Source organism: Kitasatospora sp. NPDC098652 (assembly GCF_044760155.1).
Lineage (GTDB): Bacteria > Actinomycetota > Actinomycetes > Streptomycetales > Streptomycetaceae > Kitasatospora.
In genome coordinates, this window is the sequence record NZ_JBIWAQ010000007.1 from 300,210 (window position 1) to 326,012 (window position 25,803).

Consider the following 25,803-nt stretch of genomic DNA (forward strand, 5'->3'; position numbering starts at 1 on the left):
GGGGCCCGGCGCCCGGGGCACCGCCGGCTCGGCGGCTGCCGGCGAGACCTTCGGCCGCAGTGCTGTGACCATTTCCAGTGCTGTCGGGCCGAAGCGTCCCCTGACGGACCTGCGGAGGCCGGGCAGCCGACCGAGGGGTGCCTCCGATGAGTGTGACCGTTGCCGCGTTGACGTTCGGCATCATCTTCCTGGCCGAGCTGCCGGACAAGACCGCGCTGGCCAGCCTGGTGCTCGGTACCAGGTACCGGGCGAGCTACGTCTTCGCGGGCGTGGCCGCCGCCATGCTGGTCCAGGTGGTGCTGGCGCTGGTCGCCGGGCACCTGCTCTCGCTGCTGCCGCACCGCTGGGTGGAGGGCGTCACCGGGGTGCTGTTCCTGGTCGGCGCGGCGATGCTGCTGTTCCACGGCGGTGAGGACGAGGAGGGGCACGCGGCCAAGGAGCCGTCCTCGAACCGCTTCTGGAAGGTGGCCGGGACCAGCTTCGCGGTCGTCGCGGTCGCCGAGTTCGGCGACCTGACCCAGATCATGACCGCCAACCTGGCCGCCAAGTACGCCGACCCGCTGGCCGTCGGCCTGGGCTCCTGGCTGGCGCTCTGCGCGGTCGGCGGGATCGCCATCGTGGGCGGGCAGAAGCTGCTCAAGTACGTGCCGATGAAGCTGATCATCCGGGTGGCGGCGGCGATCATGGTGGTGCTGGCCGGGGTGAGCATCTTCGGGGCGATCACCGGCTGACGGTGGTCAGCAGGTGGTGCGGTTGTCCAGGGCCGCGCGGGTGTTGGGACCGTAGACGCCCTTCTTGTCGCCCTGGACCCCCTGCATCCGCTGGAAGTAGCTGACGTATCCGGCGGTCTCGCTGTCGTAGGTGCCGTTGACCGGCACGTCCATCCAGCACAGAACGGTCGCGAGCTTCGTCTGCATCGCCGAGACGTCCACGCCGGACATCCCGATCTGCAGGGTCCGTGGGGTCTGCGTCGGGGTCGGGGTGGGCGTGGGGGTGGGCGTCGGAGTCGGCGTGGGGGTCGGGGTCGGCGTCGGGGTGGGGGTCGGAGTGGGCGTCGGCGTCGGGGTGGGGGTCCTGGTGGGGCTCGGCCTGGCCGACCGGGTGGCGCTCGGGCTCGGCGTCTCGGGGGTCGGCGTGGGGGCGCTGGGCGCCGGGGCGGCCAGGGTCGGCGGGTCCACCGGGGCGGGGGCGAGCGAGGTGGTGGGCGCCGGCTCGGCCCGGCGGGTCGGCTCGGAGGAGGGCGTCACGGCGTACGCGAGGCCGACGGTGAGCGCCAGCAGTCCGGCGCCGACGGCCGCGATCAGGCCCTTGCGCCCGGCGAAGGGGGCGCGCCCGGACTGCTCGGCGGCCCGGCGCGCGGCCCGTCCGCCGGTGGGGGCGGAGTCGGGTTCGGGGGCTCCGTGGTCGAACGGGAAGTAGCCGAGCTCCTCCCCGGCTGCGCCCGGGCCGGGCCGGGGATCCGACGGGACCGGGGGCAGGACGGTGGTGGCGCCGTTGCCGTACGCGTCCGGCGCGGGGCCCGGGACGGGCGGCAGGACGGTCGTCGCGTAGGCGTCGGCGTCCGGCCCGAGCGGGGGCGTGACCGGCGGCTGCATCTGCTGCGCGTGCTGCGCCGGACGCGTCATCGGCTGCACCGGACGCGTCATCGGCTGCGCCGGTGCGACCGGGGGCAGCACGGTGGTCGCGAACGGGTCGGCCGTCAGCGGCGGCTCGTCGGCGACCTGGTCGGGCGCCTGGGGCACGTACGGGCGGACCAGCGGCGGGCCCTCCAGGTGCGGGAGCACGGCGGTCTCGTCGAGGCTCCGTTCGTCGAGGCCCCGGTCGGGGAGGCAGCTGCACCCGGTGGAGCGTGCGGTGCCGCACGTCGGGCAGTGCTGGTCCGGCATCGGCCGGTCCTCCTCGGTTCTCGGGTCTCGCGATCGGGCCTGATTATGCAGGACGTCCCGGAGGGGGGACAGGGGCGTCCGGCGCCCGGCGGGGGTGTTGTGCCGGTTGGTGGTGGTTGGCCCCGGGAGAAACCGCCGGGACGTGTGCGACGGGTCCGGTGCTTACGTTCGGCTCAACCCGGCGGATCAAAACGGGACATATCTGCCAGCATGGGAAACGGGGAGTGATCATCCACCTGGGCGTCCGGTCGTCCGGCCCCGCGACCCGACGGAGAGTCCATGCCGCCTGTGGAGACGTCATGACGGAGCCGCGCGCCGCGAGCGAGCGGAGCCCGGCGCACCCGCCCGGCCCGCCCGAGGTCACCGTCCCCAACCTCTGGGTGCCGATCGGGGCCCTGCTGCTGGCGATGCTGCTCGCCGCCCTCGACCAGACCATCGTCTCCACCGCGCTGCCCACCATCGTCAGCGACCTCGGCGGTCTGGAGCACCTCTCCTGGGTGGTCACCGCCTACCTGCTGGCCTCCACCGCCGCCACCCCGCTCTGGGGCAAGCTCGGCGACATGTACGGCCGGAAGCGGTTCTTCCAGGCCTCCATCGTGATCTTCCTGATCGGCTCGGTGCTCTGCGGAGTCGCCCAGGACATGGGCGAGTTGATCGCCTTCCGGGCGCTCCAGGGCCTGGGCGGCGGCGGGTTGATGGTGCTCTCCCAGGCGATCGTCGGCGACCTCGTCGCCCCCCGGGACCGCGGCAGGTACCAGGGCCTCTTCGGCGCCGTCTACGGCGTCACCAGCGTCCTCGGGCCGCTGCTCGGCGGGCTGTTCGTCGACCACCTCAGCTGGCGCTGGGTGTTCTACGTCAACCTGCCGATCGGCGTGGTCGCCCTGGTGGTGATCGCGGCGGTGCTGCACGGCGCGGAGGTCCGGCGCGAGCACCGGATCGACTACCTCGGCACCGCGCTGATCGCCGCCGTCGCCACCTGCCTGGTGCTGATGACCTCGCTCGGCGGCACCACCTGGGCCTGGAGCTCCTGGCAGGTCGTCGGCCTGGGCGTGCTCGGACTGGCGCTGCTGCTCGTCTTCGTCCAGGTGGAGCGCTCGGCCGCCGAGCCCGTCCTGCCGCTGCGGCTGTTCCGCTCACGGACGTTCAGCCTGGTCGCGGTGATCTCCTTCGTGGTCGGTTTCGCGATGTTCGGCGCCCTCACCTACCTGCCGACCTTCCTCCAGGTGGTCCAGCAGGTCTCGCCCACCATGTCCGGCATCCACATGCTGCCGATGGTGCTCGGGATGCTGCTCACCTCGATCGGCTCCGGCCAGATCGTCGCCCGCACCGGCCACTACCGGGTCTTCCCGATCGCCGGGACGGCCGTCACCGCGGTCGGCCTGCTGCTGCTCTCCCGGCTCGACGAGCACAGCGGCACCGCCGAGATGAGCCTCTACTTCCTGGTCTTCGGCCTCGGACTGGGCCTGGTGATGCAGGTGCTGGTGCTGATCGTGCAGAACTCGGTCGGCTACCAGGACCTCGGGGTGGCCACGGCCGGCGCCACCTTCTTCCGCTCCATCGGCGCCTCCTTCGGCGTCTCCATCTTCGGGACGGTCTTCGCCAGCGGCCTGCGCTCCCGGCTCGCCGACGCCCTGGCCGGGCAGCCGCTGCCGCCGGGCTTCCGGGTGGAGGCGATCACCGCCGACCCGCGCCTGATCACCCGGCTGCCCGCGGCCGTCCAGGCCGGCGTCCACCACGCCTACGCCGAGTCGATCACCCGGGTGTTCCTGTACGCGGTGCCCGTCGCGGTGCTCGCCTTCGTGCTGTCGCTGTTCCTGCGCGAGCAGAAGCTGCGCTCCACGGTGACCGCGCCCGACCTCAGCGAGTCGATCGGGATCAACCCGGTCGAGCGCTCCTCCCTGGACGAGATCGCCCGCGCGCTGTCCGTCCTGGGCACCCGGGAGGCCCGGCGCGACCTCTTCCGGCGGATCACCGCCACCGCCGGGCTCGACCTGCGGCCCGCCTCCAGCTGGCTGCTCCTGCAGATGTACCACCACGGCTCGGTGGAGCCCGCCGAACTGGCCGAGCGGCGGGTCGTTCCGGTCCCGGTCGTCGAGGAGGCCGTCCGGGAGGTGGAGGGCCGCGGCCTCGCCGCCCGCACCGGCGGCCTGCCGCTGCGGCTCACCGAGCCGGGGGCGGAGGCGGCGCTGCGCCTGGTCGCCGCCCGGCGCACCCAGCTCGCGGAACTGCTGGGGGACTGGGACGAGCGGCAGTACGAGGACCTCGCCGCACTCCTCACCCGGCTCAGCTCCGCGCTCTGCGCCGACCGGCGGGACCGGCCGGATCCGCCGACCGGTCCGCAGCCGCCGTACCGGGGGGAGGGGCGGTCGTTCTAGCCGTCCTTCGCACCGGTTCGGTGTCCCTTCACGGGCTGCCGAACCAGCGCGGGGTGTCGAGCCGGAACGGGTCCCCGGGGGCGAGCAGTCGCAGGCCGTCCTCGATCCGGCGGAGCTGCTCCTCGCCGAGGGTGGCGGACCACTCGGTGCGCAGTTCCTCGAAGATCCGCGCCGAGCGGACCAGGCAGTCCACGCCCCGGTCGGTGAGCCGGACCACCTTGCGGCGGGCGTCGGCCGGGTCGCTGCCGCGCTCGACGTAGCCGAGCTGCTCCAGGGTCTCGACGGTCTTGCCCGCGGCCTGCTTGGAGACGCCGAGCCGGCGGCCGAGTTCGACGGCGGTGGTGCCCTGGGGGCCGATCGCCTGGAAGACGAAGCCGTGCATCGGGCGCAGGTCGGGGTGCCCTTCGCGGGCGATCCGCTCGTGCAGCTCGTCGATGATCGTGCGGAAGGCCAGCAGCAGGCGCAGCGGCAGCTCGAAGCCGGGCGGGGCGGGTTCGCTTGACACGATAGACAACCTCATTGACCATATAGACAACGCCATTGTCCATCTTAGGGGATTCCTTCACCATGCCCGTGATCCGCTCCGCCGACGCCCGTCGCACCGAGACCCCGAACGCCGTCATGACCACCCTCGCCTCGCCCACCCAGGGCGCGACCGCCCTCGCCCAGTGGCGGGTCGAGATGCCCGCCGGCCGGCAGGGGCCGCTGCACGCCATGGACACCGAGCAGATCTGGACCCTGCTGGCCGGCTCGGCCGAGGTCGACCTCGCGGGTGAGACCCTGACCGTCGCCGCCGGCGACACCCTCGCCCTCCCCGCCGACCTGCCCCGCCGCATCACCACCGCCGAAGGCTTCACCGCCCTCGTCGCCTCCCCGTCCCCCTCCCACGCCTACAACCCCGACGCCCGCACCCCCGAGGGCGCCTGCGCCCTCGCCCCGCGCGACGCCGACCGCCTCCTCCCGGCCTGGATCGCCTGAGCCGGCTCGCCTGCCCCCTGCCCCTTGCCGCCCCCTGCCCCTTGCGGCCCCCTGGGCCCGCAGTGCCCGCCCCGGGCCGGGTGTGAGGTGTAGCAGACTGCTCGTGAGCAACCGAGCCGACGGCCGTACGGGCCCCGGCGGATCAGTGAGGAGCGGCATGTCCGTCGTCAAGATCAACGTACTGACGGTGCCCGCCGAGCAGCGCGAGGTGCTGGAGCAGCGCTTCGCCTCGCGGGCCGGCGCGGTGGAGAACTCCGACGGCTTCGAGTGGTTCGAACTGCTGCGCCCGGTCGAGGGCACCGACAACTACCTCGTCTACACGCGCTGGCGCGACGAGGAGTCCTTCCAGGCCTGGATGGAGGGCCCCATGAAGTCGGCCCACCAGGGCGGCGGCGAGGGCGAGGCCCCCAAGCGTCCCGCTGCCTCCGGTTCCACCCTCTGGTCCTTCGACGTCGTCCAGTCGACCGGCCCCAAGAACGTCTAGGACAGGCCCGCTGGTACTTCTTCTCGCGCTTCGGGCCCTCCCCTGATGTCAGGGAAGGGCCCGTTGCGTTTCTCGCGTTGATCAGGCTGCAAGCAGTTCGCGTGCTCTGTCGTTGAAGTCGGCCACGAGGGCGTGGCGGCCGAAGGGCACCATTTGCTGCTTGAGGTGCTGGACGGCCTCGACGGCGCGGGACGACTTGACCTGGCCAGTGAGCGAGAGGGTGCGCAGGCCGGCTGCGTGGGCGGCTTCGAGGTCCCGGCGCTGGAGGTGGGACACGGCCAAGGCCGCCTGGGACATCGCTCCGCGCCGGGCCCGCTTCTGGGCGCGGGCGTGGTCGATGGACAGGCGGGCGTACCGCTCGGACTCGGCGGCGTCGCCGATGTCCTGGAAGGTGTGGGCGTGCTCGCCGTTGAGGTAGGCGGGATCGATGAAGCGGGCCCACTCGGCCTCGTTGTCGAGTTGGACGTTCTCGTACGCCTGCTCCGAGGCGACCACTGCGTGAGCTGCAGCGCGCTTCTCACCGAGCTTGGCGAGCGCGCGTCCTTCGAGCGCCCAGAGGTCCGCCAGGCACGCGTCCGACTCGGGGGTCTTGGAGAGCCCTGCCCGTCCGGCCTGGGCGAGTCGACGGCCCTCGTCAGGGTGCCCGAGCAGCGTGGCCTGATCAGCCATGCCGGCGAGCACGTGCGACCCGAGCGCCGCATTCTTGGACTCTTCGGCCAAGCGGAGGGACTGGATCAGGTAGCGCTGTGCTGGTCCGTGCTCGCCGTTGTCGTAGGCCATCCAGCCGAGCAGGTAGGTCTGTTCCGCGGCAGCTTCGCACAGGGCCCGGTGGACCTCCTCGGTGTGAGTCTGCCGCAGCAGCGGGTACACGTGCTCGTTCATGTAGGCGGCGAGCGCCAGGCGGCCTGATCCGCCGCCCTGGAAGCTGTCCATCTGCTGGAACGCGCCGAACATGTTCTTGACGGCGGTCACGTCCTCCAGCAACACGCGCCGTCCGGGCTTCGGGGTCTGGTCGAGGGTCTGGAGCAGCCAGTCACGAGACGGTCCGACCGCCGCTGCCACGGCGAACGTCGATCCGGTCAGGAACTTCCGTCGATCCACGTCGGCCCTCCCAAGGTCTGCAACTGCCTCCACCGTAGCGGGGTAGGACTGGTTGTAGACAAGAGTTCGGTCCGCGACGGACGTCTCCTCAAGCCCGAGGTCGTAAGCGGTGACCCGGTAGCCGAAGTGGGCGGAGAATACGTCGGACAGGATGTCCGGGACCGGCCAGCGGGGGGATTGGCCGGCGAGCCAGCGCTTGACGCTGGACGGGTCCGACGAGATGTGGGGGTGTCCCCAGTCGGCTGCCTTCGCCCTGACGCGCCGGGCGAGTTCCCCGAGCGACCATCCGGTACGGCCCAGCCAGTCGGCGAGTTGAGCGTTCGGAGTCTTCAAGATCGTTCCTCTGCCAGCAGTCTGACGACCATTCACAACGGTTCAACTCCCTCTGCAACAGTACTCCGACCCCGGGTGAGCGTGTTGTCTGGAAGCAAGGTCAGTACGGCTGCTTCGTGGACCAATTCAGTCCGGTGAGGTTGGGGCGGATGTGGTGAACAGACCAGATGCATCGGCAGAGGCCGCGGCGAATCCGCCCTCCCCGTGGGCGTTCTTCTGGCTCCCGCGGCACCGGCAATCGGTGCCGGCCGCGCGGTCGCTGCTGCGGGAGTTCCTTCGGAGTCTCCCGGGCGGGGACGCTCTCGCGGGACCCGGTGAGCTCGTGCTCTCCGAGCTGGTGACGAACTCGGTGGTGCACGCGCGAGTGCCGAAGGGGCGCCGGATCGCGGTGCGGGGCTGAGGAGGGCGGCGGTCCGGTACATCGTCGTCAACGGCCAGAAGGTGGGTGTCCACATGAGGCACCCGCGTCGCGCGGGGGAGGTGTCGGCGTGACCGCCGTTCCCGTGGCGGCTGGTGCGGGTGCCCAGTCGCGGCCGGCCGATCGGTTTCCGCACATCGCGTTCAGCCTGGGGCAGTGGCGGGTGGACGAGGCGTACTGGGCCGTCGAAGGTATCCGGGCCGGGGTGCCGTTGGCGGAGATGGACCGCGCCTCGCTGCTGGCCACGGCCGAGTGCGCGTTGTCGCACGTGGAGTCCTTGGTCAAGCTGCTGGAGGCGGTGGAGTGCGCGATCCCCGTTGATCAGCTGGCGACGCTTGACCAGGTGATCGCGCCGATCCGCGCCTACTTGAAGTGGACGCTGGACGCGGACCGGCCGTTCACGGGCAAGGCGGTCTTCGCCGGTGAGGTCGCGCGGTTCACCGGGCCGTCGATCCGGGTGCGGGTGGAACTGGAAGCCGTGGAGCGGAAGCTGAACGGCCTGGCGGTCAAGCGCCGCGCGCGCAGGAAGGACAGGTCGTGAACGCCGTCCGACGGGCTGCTCACCCGAATCGGGAACACGGGAACACTCGTGCCAATCCCAAGCCCCGCGATGGGTTTGCGGATCGCTTCTCAGTCGGCCTGCGGTTTCCCGTGGATCAACGCCTGAGTCAGGCGTTCGTCCCCGACGGGCGCGGGCGGACCGGTGAACGGTCCGACTCGCGGGGCTGCGGGTGCGGCCGGTGTGCCGCGGGCGCGGGGGAGCGAGGCGACGAAGCGGGCTCCGGCACCGGGCGGGGCGTCGTCGACGGTGAGGGTGCCGCGGTGGTGGTGGGCGATCTCACGGGCGATGGCCAGGCCGAGGCCGGTGCCGCCGCTGGTGCGGTCGCGGGAAGGGTCGAGGCGCGTGAACCGTTCAAAGACCTTCTCGCGGTGCTCCGGCGGAATGCCGGGGCCGTCGTCACGGACCTCGATCAGCGCAATCGCGTCCTGCGAGGAGACGGTGACCACGACGAGACTGCGGGCGTGGCGTACGGCGTTGTCGAGGAGGTTGCGCAGCAGCCGCTCCAACTGTCGCGCCACGCCGTGGACGGTGACGTCCTCGCCCGCCGGGAGGTCGACCCGGACGGAGACACCGGCGGGGGAGTGTCGGCGCGCCTGGGCGGCCGACTTCCGGGACAGCTCTCCCAGGTCGACCGGGCGGGAGGTTCGCGGTGCCTCGTTGTCGAGCTCGGCGAGCAGGAGCAGGTCCTCGGCGAGCCGTTCGAGGCGTTCGGCGTCGCCGAGGGTGCCGCGGACGACCTCGGGCCAGTCGGTCTTCTCGGGGTAGTGCAGGGCCACTTCCAGGTCCGCTCGCAGCGCGGCCAGGGGAGTGCGCAGCTCGTGGGAGGCATCGGCGGTGAAGCGCCGTTGCTGCTCGGCGGCCTGTTCCAGCCGGTCGAGGGTTTCGTTGGTGGTGACCGCCAGGCGGGCGATCTCGTCGCGCCGGGGCGGGACGGGGACCCGCAGGCTCAGGTCGCGGCTGGTGATGGCGCGCAGCCGCTGCTGGATGTCCTCCACGGGGCGCAGGGCCCGTGCGGTGGTGGTCCAGACGATCAGGGCGACCAGCAGCACCGCTGCCGGGATGCCGACGTACAGCACCCGGTCGATGGCGGCGACGGCCTCCTCGGCTTCCTCGGCAGTGACGACGATGTGCAGGGTGAGGGGCTCGGTGGGACCGCTGGCGTCGAACGGGTCCCGGCTCCGGAACGTCGAGGAGACCACCGTGAACTCGCGGCCGGAGAACTGCTTGCTTCCGGGTGGGGCATCGCCACTCACAGTGCCCAGGCGGAGGTCCCGTTCGATGGGTTCCGTCGGTCCCGGCAGGTCGGGGTGCGCTCCCAGCGGACGCGGTACGAAAGGCTCCAGGTCGGGGTCGCCGTCCACGAACCGGCCTGCGTGGTCGACGACCGCCCAGCTGGTGGGGCTCCGGATGAGGGCAGCTCCGGGTCCGGCCTGGTCGGGGCCGTTGGCCGTGTCCGAGGCGTCGACCCCGCGGCGGAAGAGCCGCAGCTGGTGGTAGAGGACCTCGACCACGTTCAGGCTGGCTCTGGCCTGGTTGAGGCTGTCGGCCATGGTCGAGGCGTGGACCTCGTGGCGGAGCCACAGCGCACCGGTGGTGAAGGCCACGGCGGCGGTGAGGGCCGCGGCCAGGGCGGCGCGCAGGCGGATCGGCAGGCGTTTACCGGGCATCGTCGACCAGCCGGTAACCGGCTCCGCGCACCGTCTGGATGGTGGAGCGGTCGAACGGGACGTCGATCTTGCGGCGCAGCGCCCTGATGTGCACGTCGATGATGTTGCTGGCGGCCTGGTGGTGGGCGTCCCAGACCTGTTCCAGCAGATCGGCGCGGCTCACCACCTCGCCGGCCCGGAGCCCGAGGTAGGCGAGGACCGCGAACTCCTTCGCCGTGAGCTCGATCTCCGTCCCGCCGCGAAGGCAGCGGCGGGTGGCCGGGTCGAGGTGCAGATCCCCGATCCGGACGGCCGCCTGGCGCACCGGACCGCCGCGCCGGATCAGCGCCCGTAGCCGTGCCAGCAGCACCACGTAGGAGAACGGCTTGGTCAGGTAGTCGTCGGCCCCGGTGTCCAGGGCTTCCGCCTCGTCGTACTCACCGTTCTTGGCGGTGAGCATCAGGATCGGGGCACGGATGTCCTCGCGCCGCAGCCGGTCGCAGACCCGGTACCCGTCCAGGCCGGGGAGCATGATGTCCAGGATGATCGCTTCGTAGGGCCGCTGCCGGGCCATCCAGAGGCCGTGGCGGCCGTCGTGGCACACATCGACGGCGTAGCCCTCGCTCTCCAGGCCGCGACGGAGCACCGAGGCCAGTCGCTCGTCGTCCTCGATCACCAGCACGCACATGCGGCAATCGTGCCATGAGCGCGGATCCGCACATGAAGATCGCTTCATCCGGCTTCATCGCCGCTTCACGCCGGCCGACCGACGGTGGAGGCCCTCGTCCGCGCCCCGCAGGAGTCCCGGTGCCCTCCCCTGTCCCGTCCCTAGCCCGCCCGCGCCCGCGCCCGTTCGCGACTCCGGTGCCGCCGCCCGGCGACGACGCCAGCCGGCGGCGCACCGGCCGCCCCCGGCTGCTCGCGGCGCTGTTCTTCGCCGCCTACGCCACCCTGTCGGTCAGCAAGCACCTCCGGCTCCGATCCACCGGCTACGACCTGGGCATCTTCGAGCAGGCCGTGCGCGCCTACGCCGAGTTGCGCGTCCCCGTCTCCGAACTCAAGGGCGCCGGCTACAACCTCCTCGGTGACCACTTCCACCCGATCCTGGCCACCCTCGCCCCGTTCTACCGGCTCTTCCCGACCCCCCTGACCCTGCTCACCGCCCAGGCTGCGCTGATCGCTCTGTCCGTCATCCCGGTCACCCGGCTGGCGATCCGCACGACCACCCCGCGGCTCGGCACCGCGATCGGCATCGCCTACGGCCTGTCCTGGGGTCTGCAGAGTGCCGTCGGCTTCGACTTCCACGAGATCGCCTTCGCGGTCCCGCTGCTCGCCTTCTGCCTGGAGAACCTGGCCCTGCGTCGTTGGCGAGCCGCTGCGGCCTGGGCACTGCCGCTGGTCCTGGTCAAGGAGGACCTGCCGCTGACCGTCGCCGCGGTCGGCCTGTACATCCTGCTGAGCGGCCGCCGTCGACTGGGCACCGCCGTCCTGGCCTACGGCATCCTGTCCGGCCTGCTGATCGTGCTGGTCGTCATCCCCGCCTTCAACCCCGACGGCCACTACGCCTACCTCCACTCCGCCAGTGAAGCCGCCGGCAATCCCCTCACCCGGCTGTTCCTGCCACCGCAGAAACTCGGAACGCTGGTCGCGCTGCTCGCCCCGACCGCGTTCCTGGCCCTGCGCTCACCGCTGGTCCTCCTCGCGCTGCCCACCCTGGCCTGGCGGTTCTGGTCGACGACCCCGGCGTACTGGGGGTTGGAGTACCACTACAGCGCCGTTCTGATGCCCGTCGTCTTCGTCGCCTTCGCCCAGGCCCTCGGCAGGCTCCACCGCCGCCGACTCGTCGGCCTGGCGGTGGCCGTGAGTGTCACGGTGAGCCTGCTGGCGCTTCCCTTCCTTCCGCTGCGGGAGCTGACCGCCGCGTGGCGGCCCAGCCCCTGGGTCGGCGCGGCCCGCGAGGTCATGTCCGTCGTCCCCGACGGCGCCCATGTCGGAGCCGCCAACTTCCTCGCCCCGCAGCTCACGGCGCGGGCCCACGTCTACCAGTTCCCCGAGGTCCTGGACAGCGGCACGAAACCGGAGTGGCTGCTGATCAGCGACCCCGCGCGCGGCGGCCTGCCCGACTTCCCCTGGGAGCGGTCCCGCGTGCCGGAGATCCCCGCGCACGGCTACCGGCTGGTCGTGGAGCGGTCCGGCATCCAGCTGTACCGACTCGCCGACCGATGACGCGGCCCCCGGCGGCGAGCAGTGGCCGCACGTTCCGCGCGGCTCGGCTGGTCAAGGGGGCGGGCCATTTCATCGCCGAGGCGTCGAACGGGGCCCACCGGGTGCAAGGTGTCCGGCCCGGCCCGGCCCGGCCCGGCCCGGAGACCGTGGCCGGACACCTTGCGCCGTGCGTCAGGAGGCGGCGACCGCCTGGATGACGGTGTCCGTGTTCCAGCCCGAGATGCGCAGGCTCGGGACAGTGCCGGCGAGGTCGGCGCTGCGGACCGTCGCGGTCAGGGTGGTGGACTCGCCGGGCCAGAGGCTGACCTGGTTGTCGGACCAGGTGACGGGCAGCACGGGCCGGCCCCTGTCGTCGACGAGGTGGACGTCGGTGGGCAGGGCCGGGGTGTTGCCGGTACCGGTGAACAGCTGCCAGTGCAGCGAGGTCCAGGGGGAGTTGAGGAGGAAGTAGATGTGGCCGGTGGAGGGGTTCTCGGCGTCGGTGAAGTTGCGGCCGAACGCCTCGAACTGGGCCCGGACCGCCTCTTACTGGGAGAGCTGGGCCTTGCGGACGAAGTCGTCGAGGCCGGTCGAGGGGACCGACCAGTACCTGGTCTACACCCGTTGGCGCAGCGAGGAGGACTTCAAGGCCTGGATGGAGGGCCCGATGCAGGCCGCCCACCGTGGTGGCGGCGAGGGTGGCGAGGCCCCGAAGCGGCCGGCTGCCTCCGGGTCCACGCTGTGGTCCTTCGAGGTCGTGCAGTCGGCGGGCCCGAAGGCCTGACCCGGCGGGTGGGTAGGCGGCGAACGGCGCGTCCCGGGGTTCCGGGGCGCGCCGTTCGTCTGCTTGCTCGCCGTGTCCGGCAAGGGAGTTCAGGCCGCGGCGGCGTACAGGGTCGCGCGCAGGCCGGGGACGGTTTCGCGGTCGGCGCGCCAGACCAGGCGGAGTTGGAGGGGCGGGGGAGCGAGGGGGAGGCGGACGAGGGTGCCGGAGGTGAGCGGTTCCCGGACGGCGAAGTCGGGGAGCAGGGCGATGCCGAGGCCCTGTTCGGCGCAGGCGCGGGTGACGGCGACTCCGCCGGTGCGGATGCGTTCGACGTCGTTGCCGAGCAGGCGCTCGCCGGCCAGCCGGAAGGAGCAGGCCGGCGCGTTCACCAGCAGGCGCTGGCCGCGCAGGTCCTCGCGGGTGAGGGCGGTGGCGTCGCCGAGCGGGTGGGTGGGGGCCGCGACCAGGGCGAGCGGGACGTCCCTGAGGTCGAGGTGGTCGAGCGGGGCGGGCGGCAGGTAGAAGCCGAGTTCGCCGAGCGGTCCGGCGGTGTCCAGGATGAGGGCGGCCTCCAGTGCCCCGGCCGCGACGCCGCCGAGCAGGGCGTCCCGGGCGGTGTCGGTGTGCAGCGCGACGTCCAGGCCGGGACGGCGTTCGGCGAGCCGGGCCAGTACGGCCGGGGCGTGGGTCGCGGCTATCGTCGCCAGCGCGCCGAGCCGGAGCCGGGCGCGGTCGGCGACCACCTCCCGGCGGGCCTGTTCGGCCTGGTCGAGCAGCTTGCGGGCCCAGGGCAGCAGCCGCTCGCCGGCCGCGGTGAGGCTCAACTCGTGCGGGGCGCGGCCGAACAGTTCGGTGTCCAGGCTGTGTTCGAGCGTGCGGAGCTGCTCGGAGACCGAGGAGGGGGCCAGGTCGAGCGCCACGGCCGCGGCGGTGACGGTGCGGTGGGTGGCCACGGCCTCGAAGACGCGCAACTGACGAAGTTCCACTGGTTTCTCCGGTCCCCCCGAACGCCCGCGTGCGGTCGCGGGCCCGCTCGGCCCGCTGGTGGTTCGTGCTGCGGCTCGTGTTGAGGTGTTCGCGATGATCCTGCCGGTGTCGCGGGACAGCGTACGGCGGCGTTCGGGCATTCCGAACGCCGCGCGCGCGATCGCCGGTGGGGCGGATTCCGGGGGCGACCCGTGGGAGCCGGCGCTCGACCCGGGGCGGCGGTGGCCGACCGGGTCGAGCGGGTGGGACGGTCAAGCGGGCAGTTTCCAGAGCTGGTTGGCGCTGCCCGCGCAGTCCCAGATCAGGAGCCTGGTCCCGTCGGCGCTGCTGCCGCCCCGGGCGTCCAGGCAGCGCTGCGAGCCCGGGTTGACCAGGGTGCCGTCCGGGTGCGGGAGCCAGCGCTGGGCGGCGGTGCCGTTGCAGTCGTAGAGCTGGATGGGGGTGCCGGCGGCGGTGTGGCCGTCGGTGATGTCCAGGCACTTGCCGAGCGCCCGGAGCGAGCCGTCCTGGCGGACGGTCCAGTCCTGGGCGCCGGTGGAGTTGCAGTGGTAGAGCTGGACGGCGGTGCCGTTGGCGGTGTGCGCCCCGTCGACGTCCGTGCACTGCCCGGCGATGCCGGTCAGCGGCCCGCTGGGGCTGGGCGTGGTCCAGCGCTGCTGGGCGCTCGCCGTGCAGGCCTGCAGCAGCAGCCGGCCGTCCGTGTCGCTCAGGCACCGGCCGGTCGACGGGTTCAGCAGCGAGGAGTCCGGGCCGCTGCGCCACTCCTGGTCGGCGGTCCGGGTGCAGTCCCGCAGGAGGACGGCGGCGCCGTCGGCGGAACCGGCCGGGGTGAGGCAGCCGTCCAGGACGCCGATGCTGCCGTCCGAGCCGACGGTGGCGTCCTGGGCGGCCGCACCCGAGCAACTCGTCGCCTCCAGTGACCGGTCGGCGTCCCCGGCGGCGGCCGAGGCGTCCAGGCAGGCGCCGTCGGAGCCGGTGATCCGCCCGGACCAGGTGGAGACGGCGGGGGACGCGGGGGCGTCCACGGTGCCCCGCAACCGGGGCGCGCGGGAGGAGGAGCCGACGGTGAGGCCGTACCGCCCGCCGGGAACGCCCCAGCCGTGCACGCCCCCGTCCCAGACGGCGAAGGCGGAGCGGTCCAGCCGCAGCTCCACATGGGTCGAGGCGCCGGGCGCCAGGGTGACCTTGTCGAAGGCCTTGAGCTGCTGCGGGGGTTCGCCGGCCGCGGCCGGGAAGGTCAGGTACAGCTGGGGCACCTCGGTGCCGGTCCGGGTGCCCCGGTTGGCGAGGTCGAAGCCGACCCGCACCCGGCCGGCCGGGTCGGGGCCGGTCACGGTGAGGCCGTCGTAGGCGAAGGTGGTGTACGAGAGGCCGTGGCCGAAGGGGAACAGCGGGGCGGTGCCGCTCGCGTCGTACCAGCGGTAGCCGACGCCGAGGCGCTCGGTGTAGTGGTAGACGCCGTCCGTGCCCGGGTACTGGGCGGCGTCCCGGATCGGGGTGGCGTCGGCGGAGGTCGGGAAGGTGACGGGCAGTCGCCCGGCCGGGTCGACGTCGCCGAACAGCACGTCGGCGAGCGCGGCGCCGCTCTGCTCGCCCGGGTACCAGGCCTCGACCACGGCGGGGACCGCGTCCAGCCACGGCATGGTGACCGGCCCGCCGGTGTTCAGCACCACCACGGTGTGCGGATTGGCCCGGGCGACGGCCCGGATCAGCGCTTCGTCCGCCGCGGCGAGGCTCAGCGAGCCGCGGTCGGCGCCCTCGGTCTCCTGGTCGCCGACCACCACCACCGCGACGTCCGCGCCGGTGGCCGCCGCGGCCGCCGAGGCCGGGTCGTCGCCGGGGTCGTGGCGCACCTCGGTGTTCGGGCCGACCCGGGCCGCGATGCCCTGGCGGGGCGTCACCGTGTGCTCGGCGTACGGGGTGACGTGCGAGGAGCCGCCGCCGCCGGTGTAGGCGCGGTCCGCCCAGGGGCCGATCACGGCGACGGACTTGAGCCGGGTGGCGTCCAGCGGCAGGGCGGACCCTTCGTTGCGCAGCAGAACCGTTCCGGCAGCGGCGGCCGTCCGGGCGTCGCGCGCTCCGGCGGCCGGATCGACCGGGAGCGCCTGTCCGCCGTCGAGCGCCCCCGTGCGCGCCATCAGCCGCAGCACCCGGCGGACCTGGTCGTCCAGCACGGCCGGGGCGAGTCGGCCGTCCGCCACGGCGGCGGGCAGGGCGGCGAAGTAGCTCGAACCGCCGAACTCCTGGTCCAGCCCGCCCGCGGCGGCGTTGACGGCGGAGTGGGTGGCAGGGTAGTCGGAGCCGACCACTCCGTCGAAGCCCCAACGGCCCTTCAACACGTCGCGCAGCAGCGGGAAGTTCTCGCACGCCCAGATGCCGTTCACCGGGTTGTAGCCGCACATCGCCGACCAGGCCCGGCCCTCCCGCACGGCCGCCCGGAAGGCGGGCAGCTCGATCTCGGCCAGGGTGCGCTCGTCCACCTCCGAGCCGTACGACTGGCGGTTGTCCTCCTGGTTGTTGGCCGCGTAGTGCTTGACCTGCGCGGCGACGCGCTGGGCCTGGATGCCGCGCACCTCGGCGGCGGCGAGCCGCCCGGCGAGGTACGGGTCCTCGCCCAGCGTCTCGAAGTTCCGTCCGCCCTGGGGGACCCGGACGATGTTCACCATGGGCGCGTACAGCACCTGGTAGCCGCGCGCCCGTGCCTCCCGGCCCAGCACGTCGCCGTACCGGGCGGCCAGCACCGGGTCGAAGGCGGCGGCCAGCGCGACGGGTGCGGGCAGCGCGGTCGCCGGGCGGCCGTCCCGCACCCCGGCCGGGCCGTCGGTCAGCAGCAGCGGCGGGATGCCGAGCCGGGGGACGCCCGCGACGTAGCCGACGGAGTCCACCCCGGCGGGGGCGTCCCGGCCGCGCAGCAGGGTGACCTTCTCGTCCGTGGTGAGCTGGGCGAGGAGGCTCTCGATCCGCTGCTCCGGCGAACCCGGCGCGTCCTTCGGGCGCCCGCCCGGCTCGGCCGCGGCACTGCCGGTCGTGGCGGCTGCCAGCAGGCAGCCGCCGAGGCCGATCCGGAGGATCCGCATCCGCAGGGAGGGACGTCGCATGGCAACCACCACCGATCGACGGAGTCGTGGACGGCCGGGCGGGCCTAAAAGTGACGATCCGTCAAATCTACGATGGTTCGGCCCCGGACGGCAGGTGGCGCGCCAGGGCGTGTCGGGTATGTCCGGGGCGCGCGCCGGGCGGTGCGCGCGCCATCGTCCGCCCCCGGGGGGCTGGGGCCGGGGTCAGCTCAGCTCGGCCAGGACCTGGGCGAGCCCCATCCGGGGCCCAGCGGACGAGCTCGCCCCGGTCGGTCGAGTCGGGCGCCAGCCGCAGCACCTCGCGCAGCTCGGCCTCCGCCTCGGCACGGCGCTGGAGGCGTTCGAGTGCGCGCGCCCGTACCACCCGGCTCGCCAGGGTCGTGGCATCACCCGGGCCGAACACCTTCGAGCGGATGCGGACCGCCTCGCGCGCCACCGGCTCCGCGTCCCGCGCGCGCCCCCGGTTGAGCAGGCGAAGGCTCTCCCGGTGCAGCTCCTGCGCCTTGGAGTCCCGCCACTGCTGGATCAGTCCCACCCCGTACTCCCCCCGTCGACCACGACCGGGCGACGATAGCGGGGTGCCCGGGGTACCGCCCCGGGCGGCAGGCGCGCCGGTGGCCAGGGCCCAGTAGCGGTCGCCGTACCCGTCGGGACCGGGCTACGGTCCCGGCCCCCGGGCGCCGCCCGCCGGGTCCCGCGAGGGGGTGGGTAGATTCTCGATCATGAAAACGACAACGGGGGACGGTCGGCCGGTGCGGCCGGTGCGGGCGGCGCTCGACCGCCTGGGATCGGCGCATCCGACGGCGGAGCGCTCCCGCGCACTCCTGGGCGGGGCGCTGATCGCCGTCTCACTCCTGCTCTTCGCCTGGATCCTGGTCCTCGGGTCGGCCACCCGAGGGCAGGCCGAGGTCAGGAACTGGTCCACGGTGTGGATCGGCATGGATGTCCTGCAGGTCGCCGGTCTGATCGCCACCGCCAGGCTGCTCGTCCGGCGCTCACGCCTGACCGCCCTGGCCGCCGCCGCGGCCGCGACCCTGCTCCTCCTCGACGCCTGGTTCGACGTGATGACCGCCGAGGGCGGCGGCGCCTGGTACACCGCCCTCGCGATGGCGTTCCTCGTCGAACTCCCGGCCGCCCTCGGGCTCGGCGCCCTGGCCCGGTCCGCCCTGGACTGGTGAGTCGTGGATCGCTGAGTCCTGCCGGCGCCGGCCGATTCCGCTCAACTCGGGCCCCTCGCTGGGTCGATAGCATGATCTGCACACCATCATTGGAGAGTTGCATGCCCGTCGTCATCGCCACGATCAGGACCAAGCCCGGCCGGCGCGACGAAGTCCTGGCCGCCTTCGAGCAGCACGCCCCGGCCATCCACGCCGAGGACGGCTGCGAGCTCTACGCCGTCCACGCCGGCCCCGACCGGATCACCGTGGTCGAGAAGTGGGCCGACCGGGCCGCCCTCGACGCCCACAGCGCCGGAGCGCCGCTGGCCGCGCTCGGCCCGGTCCTCGCCGCCGCCCTCGCCGAGCCCGCCGACGTCGCCGTCCTGGACGCCTTCCCCGCCGGAGACCCGGCCAAGGGCCTCATCTGACCGCGCGTCCTCCTCGCGCGGTCCGCACGGTCCGCACGGTCCGCACGCCCGGGCCAACCGACCCGGGCGTGCGGACCGTCTGGCCCGTCAGGCAGGGTGTGGTGTCCGTCGGGCAGGGGTGCGGCGTCCGCCGGCGGCTACCAGGTGAAGAAGTCCGGCAGTTCCTCGGTGGGCGGCAGCGGTGCGTCCGCCGGGAGCGGGCGGATCTGGACGAAGGCGTGCTCGAACTGGCAGTACGAGAAGGGGTCCATGCCTGGGGCCACCACCAGGGCGTTGTCGCCGCGGCGCCAGACGCGGTACCGCCACCGGTAGCTCGAGTGCGGTTCCCGCTGGTGGCTGAGGTCGTGATCGGGCGGGCCCAGCAGGGTGGTGAACTGCTCTGCCACGGCGTCCAGTTGTTCGTTGAAGGTGTCGGTCTCCTGGTCGGTGCTGCGCTGCCAGCCGGGGAGGGTGCCCCAGAAGTCCTCGGCCATCCCGCCGTCGGGGTCGACGTAGTACTCGTAGGCGAAGGGCAGGAAGAGACTGTCGTCGCCGTACACGAGGTGGCCCGCCGGTGTGCAGGCCTTCTCGTTGAGCTCGCCGAGGTGGTCGCCGGTCGAGCGCCAGCCGGCCTCGGTCATCGCGCGTTCGCCGGCGTCGGCGTCCGTCCAGTCGAGGTCCGCCATCGCCACCAGCCGGGCGGCCAGTTCGGGGCCGACGGGGCAGCTCGCGACGATCCAGGGGGTGTCCTCGTCGTCCTCGGGCTCGTCGAGGTCGGGGCCGAGGTCGCAGTCGGGGGCGAGGGGTGCGTCGGACACTGGGGGGACTCCCGTTCTGGTGCTCGGTTCGAACGGTCACCCTAGCGGCGGCCGGAAGTCGACGGGGGCGTCGAAGGCCGCACGGCGGGTGGCCCGGCGCAGGGCGCGCAGGACGGGGGTGCCGAGGGTGAGGCAGAGCACGACGGTGAGGGCGGCGCGCGGGAGGTCCCAGCCCAGGGAGGTGGTGAGGCAGTAAGCGGCGAAGCGGACCAGGTTGGCGGGCAGCGGGTCGCCGGGGTGGAAGGAGATGGAGCCGGCCAGGCCGCCGATGTACGGCCAGCCCTGGAGGTTCATGATCGTGCCGTACAGGACGGCGGAGACGGCGCCGTACCCCGCCAGCAGCAGCAGTTCGCGGCGGCCGCGCAGCGTGGCCGGGCCGGGCAGCAGGCCCGCGCCGAGGCAGACCCAGCCCATGGCGAGCATCTGGAACGGCAGCCACGGCCCGACCCCGCCGGTGAGCAGCGCGGAGGCGAACATCGACAGCGAGCCGAGGACGAAGCCGAAACCGGGGCCGAGGACCCGCCCCGACAGCACCATCAGGAAGAACATCGGTTCCAGGCCCGCCGTCCCCGCCCCCAGCGGCCGCAGCGCGGCGCCGGCCGCCGCCAGCACCCCGAGCAGGGCGACGGACTTGGCGTCCAGGCCCGGCGCCCCGCCGCCCGCCGTACGGCCCTCGGAGATCTGCGCGATGACGACGGCCAGCAGCAGCGGCAGCAGCAGGGCGAACAGCCATGGCGCGTCGGCGGAGTGGCCGACCAGGGCCGAACCGGTGGAGGCGAGCAGCGGCCAGCCGAAGGCCGTCACACCGACCAGGGAGACCAGGGACAGCGCCGCGACGGAGCGGCGGCCGAGCGGTACGGGTCGGCTGCTCATGCGTGCAGTGCCTCCGCGACCTGCCGGACGGTGAGCCACGGTCCGGGCGCGAGCACCTTGGCGACCTGCGGCGCGAAGGCGGGGGAGGAGACCACCACCTCCGCGGTCGGGCCGTCGGCGACGATCTCGCCCTCGGCCAGGATCAGGGTGCGGTGGGCGAGTTCGGCGGCGAGTTCGACGTCGTGGGTGGCCAGCAGGACGGCGTGCCCCTCGACCGCGAGCCCGCGCAGGATCTCGACCAGCCGGGCCTTGGCGGCGTAGTCCAGGCCGCGGGTCGGCTCGTCCAGGAGCAGCAGCGGGGGCCGGGCGGTGAGGACGACGGCGAGGGCGAGGGTGAGCCGCTGGCCCTCGGAGAGGTCCCGGGGGTGGGCGGTGTCGGCGATGCCGGGCAGCAGTCGCGCGACCAGGGCGCGGCAGCTGCCCGGGGCCGCCCCGGCGTCCGTGTCCGCGGCGGCGCACTCGGCGGCGACGCTCTCCCCGTACAGCAGGTCGCGCGGGTCCTGGGGGACGAGGCCGACGTGCCGGATCAGTTCGGCGGGGCGGGTGCGGTGCGGGGTGCGGCCGCCGACGGTGACGCGGCCGGAGTCGGGGGCGTGCAGGCCGACCAGGCTGCCGAGCAGGGTGGACTTGCCGGCGCCGTTGCGGCCCATCAGGGCGGCGATCTCGCCGGGGCGCAGCACCAGGTCGACCCCGCGCAGGGCCTGGACCGGGCCGCGGCGTACGGCCAGCCGGTCGACGGCGGCGATCGGGGCTGCGGACGGCCCGGCGGACGGAATAGCGGACGGCCCGGCGGACGGACTGGCGGACGGCCCGGCCGGGCCGCCGGGCGCGCGCCCGTCCAACTCGGCGCGCAGCGCGGCGGCCCTGCGCCGGGCGTCCCGGACGGACAGCGGCAGCGGCCGCCAGCCGGCGAGCCGGCCGAGGCCGACCACCGGCGGGTGCACGGGGGAGTGCGCCATCACCTCGGCGGGTTCGCCCAGCACGGGCGGTTCGCCCGGGGTCAGCAGCAGCACCTGGTCGGCGTACTGGACGACCCGCTCCAGCCGGTGCTCGGCCATCAGCACGGTGGTGCCCAGGTCGTGCACCAGCCGTTGCAGCACGGCCAGCACCTCCTCGGCGGCGCCCGGGTCGAGGGCGGAGGTGGGCTCGTCCAGGACCAGGACGCGCGGGTGCACGGTGAGCACCGAGCCGATCGCGACGCGCTGCTGCTGGCCGCCGGAGAGCGAGCCCAGGGCGCGGTCGCGCAGGTCGGCGAGGCCGAGCAGGTCGAGGGTCTCCTCGACCCGGCGCCGCATCACGTCGCCGGGCAGACCCAGCGACTCCATGCCGTAGGCGAGTTCGTCCTCGACGGTGTCGGTGACGAAGTGCGCCGGCGGGTCCTGGCCCACGGTGCCGACCAGGTCGGCGAGTTCGCGCGGCCGGTGCTCGCGGGTGTCCCGGCCGCCGACGGTGACCCGGCCGTGCAGCACCCCGCCGGTGAAGTGCGGCACCAGGCCGCTGACCGTGCCCAGCAGGGTGGACTTGCCGGAGCCCGAGGGGCCCACCAGTAGGCAGAGTTCGCCCTCCGGCACGGTGAGGTCGAGGCCCGCCAGCGCCGGGGCGGCGGAGTCCGCGTACCGGACGGAGACCTGCTCGAAGGTGATCACGATGCCCTCCGGGGCGGGGTCGGGGCGGCGAACGCCGGTACCAGGCCGAGGAGTACGGCCAGAACGGCGGCCAGCGGCAGCTCGGGGACGGTCGGCGGGACGACGGTGGGGGCGAAGGCGGCCGGATCACGCGTCGCGAGGTAGCTGAACAGGGCGGCCGCGGCGGCCCCGGATCCGGCGGTCAGCCACTCCGGCAGTGCCCAGGGGTCGGGCCGGTAGCGGGATCTGACGGACCGTCGGTTGCCGAGCAGCAGCCCGGCGAAGGCGGCGGCCAGGCCCAGCAGCAGCACCGGCAGCGCCCAGCCGGCGCCCCCGGCGGTCAGCAGCCCGTACGCGGCCAGGCAGACCCCGAGCAGCCCGGCCAGGGTGAGCGCGGCCGTCACCCGGGCCAGTCGGCGCGGCACGTCGGCGGTGCGGCCGAAGCCGCGGGTGTCCATCGCCGCCGCCAGGGCGATCGAGCGCTCCAACGCGCCCTCCAGGACGGGGAGTCCGACGCTCAGCACGGCCGCGACGCCCTTGTCGGTGCGGCCCCGCAGCCGGCGGGCGGCGCGCAGCCGGCGCACGTCGGCGACCAGGTTCGGCGCGAAGGTCATCGCCACCACCACGGCCACGCCCGCCTCGTAGAGCGCGCCGGGCAGGGCGCGCAGCAGCCGGGCCGGGCTGGCCAGCGAGTTGGCGGCGCCGACGCAGATCAGCAGGGTGGCCAGGCGCAGCCCGTCGTACAGCGCTGCGAGCAGGCCTTCGAGGGTGACCCGCCCGCCGATCCGCACCCCCTGCGCCCAGCTGGGGAGCGGGAGTTCGGGCAGGGTGAACAGCACGTGGGTGCCGGGGACGGGCGAGCCGAGCAGCACCGCGAAGACCAGCCGGATGCCGAGCACCAGCAGCCCGAGGCGCAGGAACGCCCCGTACGAACGCGACCAGGGCGCGTCGCCGCGGCGCGCCGCGACCACGTACCCGGCGGTCGCGGCGAGCAGCAGCAGGAGCACCGGGTTGGTGGTGCGGGTCGCCGCCGCGCCCAGCCCGAGGGCCCACAACCACCAGGCCCCGGGGTGCAGTTGGCGCGGTCCGACGGGCGGGCGGGTGCTGCGGATGGTGCTGCTCACGGATCTGTCCTGGGAACGGGGTCGGGGCGTGCCACGGCATGCCTCAGGAGGTACGGCGGCGGCGCGCCTGCCAGACGGCGCCACCGGCGAGGGCGGCGACCAGCGCGCCGCCGGCGACCAGGCCGAGGTCGGGGCCGCTGCTGTCGCCGCCGTCGCTGCCGCCGCCGGCCTTGGGTTGCGCGGCGGCGCCCGCGTCCACCTGGTCGCCGCAACCGGCCTTCGGGTAGCCGGCGATGGCGCACAGCATCCCGTTGGACTCGTAGCGCAGCGGCGGGGCGACGGCGGCCAGCACCTCGGCCGAGGTGGCGCGCGGTGCGACGCTCGCGCAGGCGGTCCGCGACCCGGGCGGCGCGGCGGCGGACGCACCCGCGTCCTCGGCCGTGCCGAAGTCCAGCACCACGGCGACCCGCTTGCGGCCGTCCTGGGCGGGGGTGGCGGCGCAGATCCCGTCGAACCCGGCCGCGGTGCGCGGCTTCGCGGCGTCCTGTCCGCCGTCCGGGCTGAGGGCGAACCGCCAGCCGTCCACCGAGCCGTCCGGCGGCACGGCGGTCGCGGGCCCCTGCTGCTGGTACGTCCAGGCCCCGCCGTCGGCCCCGCGCCAGAACGACCAGTACCGGTACCCGGCGGCCTGCGCCGGGGTGGCGCAGGCCAGCAGCGCCAGGGCGCCGAGCATGGCGAGCGTCAGGCCGGCCGGTGCCCGCCGGGGGCCGCGGCCCCCGGCGGCGTCACGCTGCGCCCGCATCAGAGCTTCGGGTTGCGCTTGCGCTGGAGGCTGAGCAGGAGCCCGCCGCCGACGCCGACCAGCAGGCCGACGATGATCAGCCAGAACTGCCCGATGCCGCCGCTCTTCTCCTTCGCCGGGGCGGCGGTGGTCGAGGGGGCCTCGGCCTTGGGCGTCGGGCCGAGGGCGGTGAGCTGGCCGAGGAGGGCGGCGTCGCTGCGGCGGCCGGCCTGGTCGACCAGCAGGAGGGTGGCGGTGGCCGCGGCGTCGGTGCCGTTCTTGGTCCAGGTGGCGCCCTGCCCCTCCAGCCAGTCGACGGCGTCGGCGGCCTGGTCGGGGTGGCCGCTCTGGATCAGGGCGAGGGCGGCCCAGGCGGTGGCGGTGTAGTCGGGCTTGGGTTCGGCGCCGGGGGTGGTGAGGGTGAGGTGTCCGCCGTCGGTGCCGAGCTGGGCGGCGAGGTAGGCGCTGACGGCCTCGCCCGCTTCGGCGTGCGGCACGGTGGCGGGCGCGGAGCCGTCGGCGCAGGCGAGCGGCTTGGCGGTGGCGTCGGCGTGCACCGAGGAGGCGACCGGCAGGTGCCCGCCGGCGGCGGCGAGGGCGGCCTGGGCGGTGGCGAGGGTGTTGGGGGCGAGGGTGCCGGCGGCCGGGTCGGGCTGGAAGGCGAAGGCGCCGCGCTGGTCTGCGGGGGCGGCGCAGCCGAGCTGGAAGCGGGCGAGGCCGTCGAAGGCGTTCTTCCCGGCGGCGCCGCCGGTGCCGGGCTTGGCGATGCTCGCCGGGTCGGTCCGGGCGGCGAGCAGCGCGTTGACCACGAGGCCGGTGGAGTTGGCGTCGCCGGGGTTGCCGGGGTTGTAGGCCCAGCTGCCGTCGGCGTTCTGGTTGGCCTTGAGCCACTGGAGGCCCTTGTCGACGGCGCTCTGGTGTCCGCCGAGGGCGACCAGGGCCTGGAGGGCGACGGCGGTGGCGTTGCTGTCCTCGGTCTTGGGGTCGCAGGCCGCGCCGGCGGCCCGGTAGGAGGGCCAGCCGCCGTCCTCGCACTGCTGTCCGGTGAGCCAGCCGACGGCGGAGTCGGCGGGGGTGACCTTGGCCGCCGTCAGCGCGGTGAGCGCGAGGGACTGCCGCCAGACGCCGTCGTACGTCGGGTCGCTCTTGCCGTACAGGCCGTCCGGGGCGGCGGCCGTGGGCGACGGGCTGTCGGCGAGGGCCGGTCCGGCGGCGAGGCCGGCGAGCAGCGCGGCGGACAGGGCGGCGGCGCCCAGACGGGCGGCGGTCAGCATGGTGCGGGTGTGCCTTTCGGTGAGCGGTGGTGGGCCCCGGCGGGGGCCGTTCCGTAGTCCTCGACGGGTGCCGGGCGGGTGCGGGTGCCCGGCTCGCCGCTCGTCCCTCCCCGGGTGCCCCGGCTCGCCCGGGGCGCCGGGGGCGCGGTCGGGCTCACGGTTGCGGGTCAGCGCCGGATTCGCACCGGCTTCCCCCGGGGGAGGAGCGGGATGGAGTTGTGCTGCCCGTCGACTCTAACCGCCGGGCCGCGGCGCGCGGGTCGGCCGGGGCGGCGCAGAGCTGGAACAGGTTCCAGAAATCGCCCCCGGTAGCCGCCCCGGCGGCCGGGGCGCTCAGGGCAGCGTGAGCAGCCGGGCCGCGGTGTGCAGGTCGGCCCGGACCTCGGCGATCGAGGCGCGCCCGGAGAGCCAGGCGACCAGGGCCGAGTGCCAGGTGTGCTCGATCACCCGGACGGCCGCGCGCTGGCCCTCGCTGGGCGGGCCGGACTGCCCGATCGCGTCCAGGATGAGCTGTCCGGTGGCGGCGCTGACCTGGTCCACCTCGGTGCCGACCGAGCGGTCCGCGAAGCTGAGTGCCCGGACCATCGCCTCGGCCAGCAGCGGCTCGCGCTGGAGCGCGTGGAAGGCCCGGGTGAGGGCGTCGGCGACCCGCAGGGCCGGCTCGGGATCGGTCGGCGGGTGCCGCCGGATGTGCTCCTGGAGCCCCTGGAGCTGCTCCAGCATGACCGCGACCAGCAGGTGGACCTTGGACGGGAAGTACCGGTACAGCGTCCCGAGGGCGACCTGCGCGCTCTCCGCGACCTCCCGCATCTGCACCGCCTCGTACCCGCCGCGGGCGGCCAGCGCGGTGGCGGCGCGCAGGATGCGCCGCCGCCGCTCGGCCTGGCGCGCGGACAGCGGCGGCTCGCCCGGCGCGGGGGAGGCGGGGCTCACGGACGTGGTCGGCGACGGCAAGGGTGCTCCCGGGGGGCGCGTGGGTGGCGGCG

24 protein-coding genes and 1 riboswitch are annotated in these 25,803 nt (G+C 74.3%); of the genes, 9 read left to right on the top strand and 15 right to left on the bottom strand.

Annotated elements, in window-relative coordinates; all coding sequences use genetic code 11:
* The first annotated feature begins 146 nt into the window (after positions 1–146).
* The gene (locus ACIQWA_RS18735) at positions 147–731 is read left to right on the top strand and encodes a TMEM165/GDT1 family protein (RefSeq protein WP_360228311.1); all 585 of its coding nucleotides are present in this window, start codon (positions 147–149) and stop codon (positions 729–731) included.
* A gap of 6 nt (positions 732–737) precedes the next feature.
* Here the strand turns inward: ACIQWA_RS18735 and ACIQWA_RS18740 are convergent, their stop codons facing one another.
* Positions 738–1,886: a peptidoglycan-binding protein gene (locus ACIQWA_RS18740; RefSeq protein ID WP_402483778.1), complete on the bottom strand. Its 1,149-nt coding sequence runs from the start codon at positions 1,884–1,886 to the stop codon at positions 738–740.
* Between the two features lie 299 nt (positions 1,887–2,185).
* Here ACIQWA_RS18740 and ACIQWA_RS18745 point away from each other — a divergent pair, with 299 nt between their 5' ends.
* Positions 2,186–4,261, top strand: coding sequence for an MDR family MFS transporter (locus ACIQWA_RS18745; protein ID WP_402483780.1), 2,076 nt, complete (start codon positions 2,186–2,188; stop codon positions 4,259–4,261).
* Positions 4,262–4,289: 28 nt separating this feature from the next.
* Here ACIQWA_RS18745 and ACIQWA_RS18750 read toward each other — a convergent pair whose 3' ends face one another.
* The gene (locus ACIQWA_RS18750; protein WP_402483782.1) at positions 4,290–4,766 is read right to left on the bottom strand and encodes a MarR family winged helix-turn-helix transcriptional regulator; all 477 of its coding nucleotides are present in this window, start codon (positions 4,764–4,766) and stop codon (positions 4,290–4,292) included.
* A gap of 62 nt (positions 4,767–4,828) precedes the next feature.
* Between ACIQWA_RS18750 and ACIQWA_RS18755 the strand changes: the two genes are divergently transcribed.
* Entirely contained in the window at positions 4,829–5,239 is a 411-nt protein-coding gene (locus ACIQWA_RS18755) for a cupin domain-containing protein (RefSeq protein WP_360228299.1), read from the top strand.
* A gap of 157 nt (positions 5,240–5,396) precedes the next feature.
* The gene (locus ACIQWA_RS18760) at positions 5,397–5,723 is read left to right on the top strand and encodes an antibiotic biosynthesis monooxygenase family protein (protein WP_402483784.1); all 327 of its coding nucleotides are present in this window, start codon (positions 5,397–5,399) and stop codon (positions 5,721–5,723) included.
* Between the two features lie 81 nt (positions 5,724–5,804).
* Here the strand turns inward: ACIQWA_RS18760 and ACIQWA_RS18765 are convergent, their stop codons facing one another.
* On the bottom strand, positions 5,805–7,157 hold the full coding sequence (locus ACIQWA_RS18765) for a transcriptional regulator (RefSeq protein ID WP_402483786.1): 1,353 nt from the start codon (positions 7,155–7,157) through the stop codon (positions 5,805–5,807).
* A 488-nt stretch (positions 7,158–7,645) separates the two neighbouring features.
* Here ACIQWA_RS18765 and ACIQWA_RS18770 point away from each other — a divergent pair, with 488 nt between their 5' ends.
* Entirely contained in the window at positions 7,646–8,116 is a 471-nt protein-coding gene (locus ACIQWA_RS18770) for a hypothetical protein (RefSeq protein WP_402483788.1), read from the top strand.
* 89 nt (positions 8,117–8,205) lie between these two features.
* Here the strand turns inward: ACIQWA_RS18770 and ACIQWA_RS18775 are convergent, their stop codons facing one another.
* Together ACIQWA_RS18775 and ACIQWA_RS18780 are read right to left on the bottom strand one after the other, a co-directional pair.
* The gene (locus tag ACIQWA_RS18775; protein WP_402483790.1) at positions 8,206–9,804 is read right to left on the bottom strand and encodes a sensor histidine kinase; all 1,599 of its coding nucleotides are present in this window, start codon (positions 9,802–9,804) and stop codon (positions 8,206–8,208) included.
* On the bottom strand, positions 9,794–10,471 hold the full coding sequence (locus tag ACIQWA_RS18780) for a response regulator transcription factor (RefSeq protein WP_402483792.1): 678 nt from the start codon (positions 10,469–10,471) through the stop codon (positions 9,794–9,796). Before ACIQWA_RS18780 ends, ACIQWA_RS18775 begins: the two co-directional genes overlap by 11 nt.
* A 119-nt stretch (positions 10,472–10,590) precedes the next feature.
* Here ACIQWA_RS18780 and ACIQWA_RS18785 point away from each other — a divergent pair, with 119 nt between their 5' ends.
* Positions 10,591–12,009 carry a DUF2079 domain-containing protein gene (locus ACIQWA_RS18785; protein ID WP_402483794.1) on the top strand — a complete coding sequence of 473 codons (1,419 nt, stop codon included), beginning with the start codon at positions 10,591–10,593 and terminating at the stop codon, positions 12,007–12,009.
* A gap of 171 nt (positions 12,010–12,180) precedes the next feature.
* On the opposite strand, the gene ACIQWA_RS18790 is transcribed toward ACIQWA_RS18785, so the two are convergent.
* On the bottom strand, positions 12,181–12,462 hold the full coding sequence (locus ACIQWA_RS18790; RefSeq protein ID WP_402483868.1) for a hypothetical protein: 282 nt from the start codon (positions 12,460–12,462) through the stop codon (positions 12,181–12,183).
* On the opposite strand from ACIQWA_RS18790, the gene ACIQWA_RS18795 reads away from it, so the two are divergent.
* The gene (locus ACIQWA_RS18795) at positions 12,461–12,772 is read left to right on the top strand and encodes an antibiotic biosynthesis monooxygenase family protein (RefSeq protein WP_402483796.1); all 312 of its coding nucleotides are present in this window, start codon (positions 12,461–12,463) and stop codon (positions 12,770–12,772) included. The genes ACIQWA_RS18790 and ACIQWA_RS18795 overlap by 2 nt on opposite strands.
* Positions 12,773–12,861: 89 nt before the next feature.
* On the opposite strand, the gene ACIQWA_RS18800 is transcribed toward ACIQWA_RS18795, so the two are convergent.
* A complete protein-coding gene (locus ACIQWA_RS18800) occupies positions 12,862–13,740 on the bottom strand; it encodes a LysR family transcriptional regulator (RefSeq protein ID WP_402483797.1) in 879 nt (292 codons plus the stop codon).
* Between the two features lie 252 nt (positions 13,741–13,992).
* Positions 13,993–16,839, bottom strand: coding sequence for a glycoside hydrolase family 3 C-terminal domain-containing protein (locus ACIQWA_RS18805; protein WP_402483799.1), 2,847 nt, complete (start codon positions 16,837–16,839; stop codon positions 13,993–13,995).
* 701 nt (positions 16,840–17,540) lie between these two features.
* Between ACIQWA_RS18805 and ACIQWA_RS18810 the strand changes: the two genes are divergently transcribed.
* Positions 17,541–17,996 carry a hypothetical protein gene (locus ACIQWA_RS18810; protein ID WP_360228287.1) on the top strand — a complete coding sequence of 152 codons (456 nt, stop codon included), beginning with the start codon at positions 17,541–17,543 and terminating at the stop codon, positions 17,994–17,996.
* A 101-nt stretch (positions 17,997–18,097) separates the two neighbouring features.
* On the top strand, positions 18,098–18,403 hold the full coding sequence (locus tag ACIQWA_RS18815; protein ID WP_360228284.1) for a putative quinol monooxygenase: 306 nt from the start codon (positions 18,098–18,100) through the stop codon (positions 18,401–18,403).
* 137 nt (positions 18,404–18,540) lie between these two features.
* Here the strand turns inward: ACIQWA_RS18815 and ACIQWA_RS18820 are convergent, their stop codons facing one another.
* From ACIQWA_RS18820 to ACIQWA_RS18850, 7 genes are all read right to left on the bottom strand, one after another.
* On the bottom strand, positions 18,541–19,200 hold the full coding sequence (locus ACIQWA_RS18820) for a hypothetical protein (protein WP_402483802.1): 660 nt from the start codon (positions 19,198–19,200) through the stop codon (positions 18,541–18,543).
* A gap of 36 nt (positions 19,201–19,236) precedes the next feature.
* Entirely contained in the window at positions 19,237–20,073 is an 837-nt protein-coding gene (locus tag ACIQWA_RS18825) for an ECF transporter S component (protein WP_402483804.1), read from the bottom strand.
* Positions 20,070–21,719: an ABC transporter ATP-binding protein gene (locus tag ACIQWA_RS18830; RefSeq protein WP_402483806.1), complete on the bottom strand. Its 1,650-nt coding sequence runs from the start codon at positions 21,717–21,719 to the stop codon at positions 20,070–20,072. The genes ACIQWA_RS18825 and ACIQWA_RS18830 overlap by 4 nt, the downstream gene beginning before the upstream one ends.
* Positions 21,716–22,822 (bottom strand): energy-coupling factor transporter transmembrane protein EcfT, encoded by a 1,107-nt coding sequence (locus tag ACIQWA_RS18835; RefSeq protein ID WP_402483808.1) that lies wholly within the window; start codon positions 22,820–22,822, stop codon positions 21,716–21,718. Before ACIQWA_RS18835 ends, ACIQWA_RS18830 begins: the two co-directional genes overlap by 4 nt.
* 43 nt (positions 22,823–22,865) lie before the next feature.
* On the bottom strand, positions 22,866–23,564 hold the full coding sequence (locus ACIQWA_RS18840) for an SCO2322 family protein (RefSeq protein WP_402483810.1): 699 nt from the start codon (positions 23,562–23,564) through the stop codon (positions 22,866–22,868).
* On the bottom strand, positions 23,564–24,817 hold the full coding sequence (locus ACIQWA_RS18845) for a prenyltransferase/squalene oxidase repeat-containing protein (RefSeq protein ID WP_402483812.1): 1,254 nt from the start codon (positions 24,815–24,817) through the stop codon (positions 23,564–23,566). Before ACIQWA_RS18845 ends, ACIQWA_RS18840 begins: the two co-directional genes overlap by 1 nt.
* A gap of 113 nt (positions 24,818–24,930) precedes the next feature.
* Positions 24,931–25,011, bottom strand: a riboswitch (cobalamin riboswitch).
* Between the two features lie 139 nt (positions 25,012–25,150).
* On the bottom strand, positions 25,151–25,771 hold the full coding sequence (locus ACIQWA_RS18850; protein ID WP_402483814.1) for a TetR family transcriptional regulator: 621 nt from the start codon (positions 25,769–25,771) through the stop codon (positions 25,151–25,153).
* Between the last annotated feature and the right edge of the window lie 32 nt (positions 25,772–25,803).

Coding starts and splice junctions, on each gene's coding strand:
- ACIQWA_RS18745 (WP_402483780.1), top strand. CDS start 2,186: ATGACGGAGCCGCGCGCCGCGAGCGAGCGGAGCCCGGCGCACCCGCCC.
- ACIQWA_RS18825 (WP_402483804.1), bottom strand. CDS start 20,073: ATGAGCAGCCGACCCGTACCGCTCGGCCGCCGCTCCGTCGCGGCGCTG.
- ACIQWA_RS18755 (WP_360228299.1), top strand. CDS start 4,829: ATGCCCGTGATCCGCTCCGCCGACGCCCGTCGCACCGAGACCCCGAAC.
- ACIQWA_RS18810 (WP_360228287.1), top strand. CDS start 17,541: ATGAAAACGACAACGGGGGACGGTCGGCCGGTGCGGCCGGTGCGGGCG.
- ACIQWA_RS18760 (WP_402483784.1), top strand. CDS start 5,397: ATGTCCGTCGTCAAGATCAACGTACTGACGGTGCCCGCCGAGCAGCGC.
- ACIQWA_RS18845 (WP_402483812.1), bottom strand. CDS start 24,817: ATGCTGACCGCCGCCCGTCTGGGCGCCGCCGCCCTGTCCGCCGCGCTG.
- ACIQWA_RS18815 (WP_360228284.1), top strand. CDS start 18,098: ATGCCCGTCGTCATCGCCACGATCAGGACCAAGCCCGGCCGGCGCGAC.
- ACIQWA_RS18780 (WP_402483792.1), bottom strand. CDS start 10,471: ATGTGCGTGCTGGTGATCGAGGACGACGAGCGACTGGCCTCGGTGCTC.
- ACIQWA_RS18795 (WP_402483796.1), top strand. CDS start 12,461: ATGTGGCCGGTGGAGGGGTTCTCGGCGTCGGTGAAGTTGCGGCCGAAC.
- ACIQWA_RS18740 (WP_402483778.1), bottom strand. CDS start 1,886: ATGCCGGACCAGCACTGCCCGACGTGCGGCACCGCACGCTCCACCGGG.
- ACIQWA_RS18840 (WP_402483810.1), bottom strand. CDS start 23,564: ATGCGGGCGCAGCGTGACGCCGCCGGGGGCCGCGGCCCCCGGCGGGCA.
- ACIQWA_RS18775 (WP_402483790.1), bottom strand. CDS start 9,804: ATGCCCGGTAAACGCCTGCCGATCCGCCTGCGCGCCGCCCTGGCCGCG.
- ACIQWA_RS18735 (WP_360228311.1), top strand. CDS start 147: ATGAGTGTGACCGTTGCCGCGTTGACGTTCGGCATCATCTTCCTGGCC.
- ACIQWA_RS18805 (WP_402483799.1), bottom strand. CDS start 16,839: ATGCGACGTCCCTCCCTGCGGATGCGGATCCTCCGGATCGGCCTCGGC.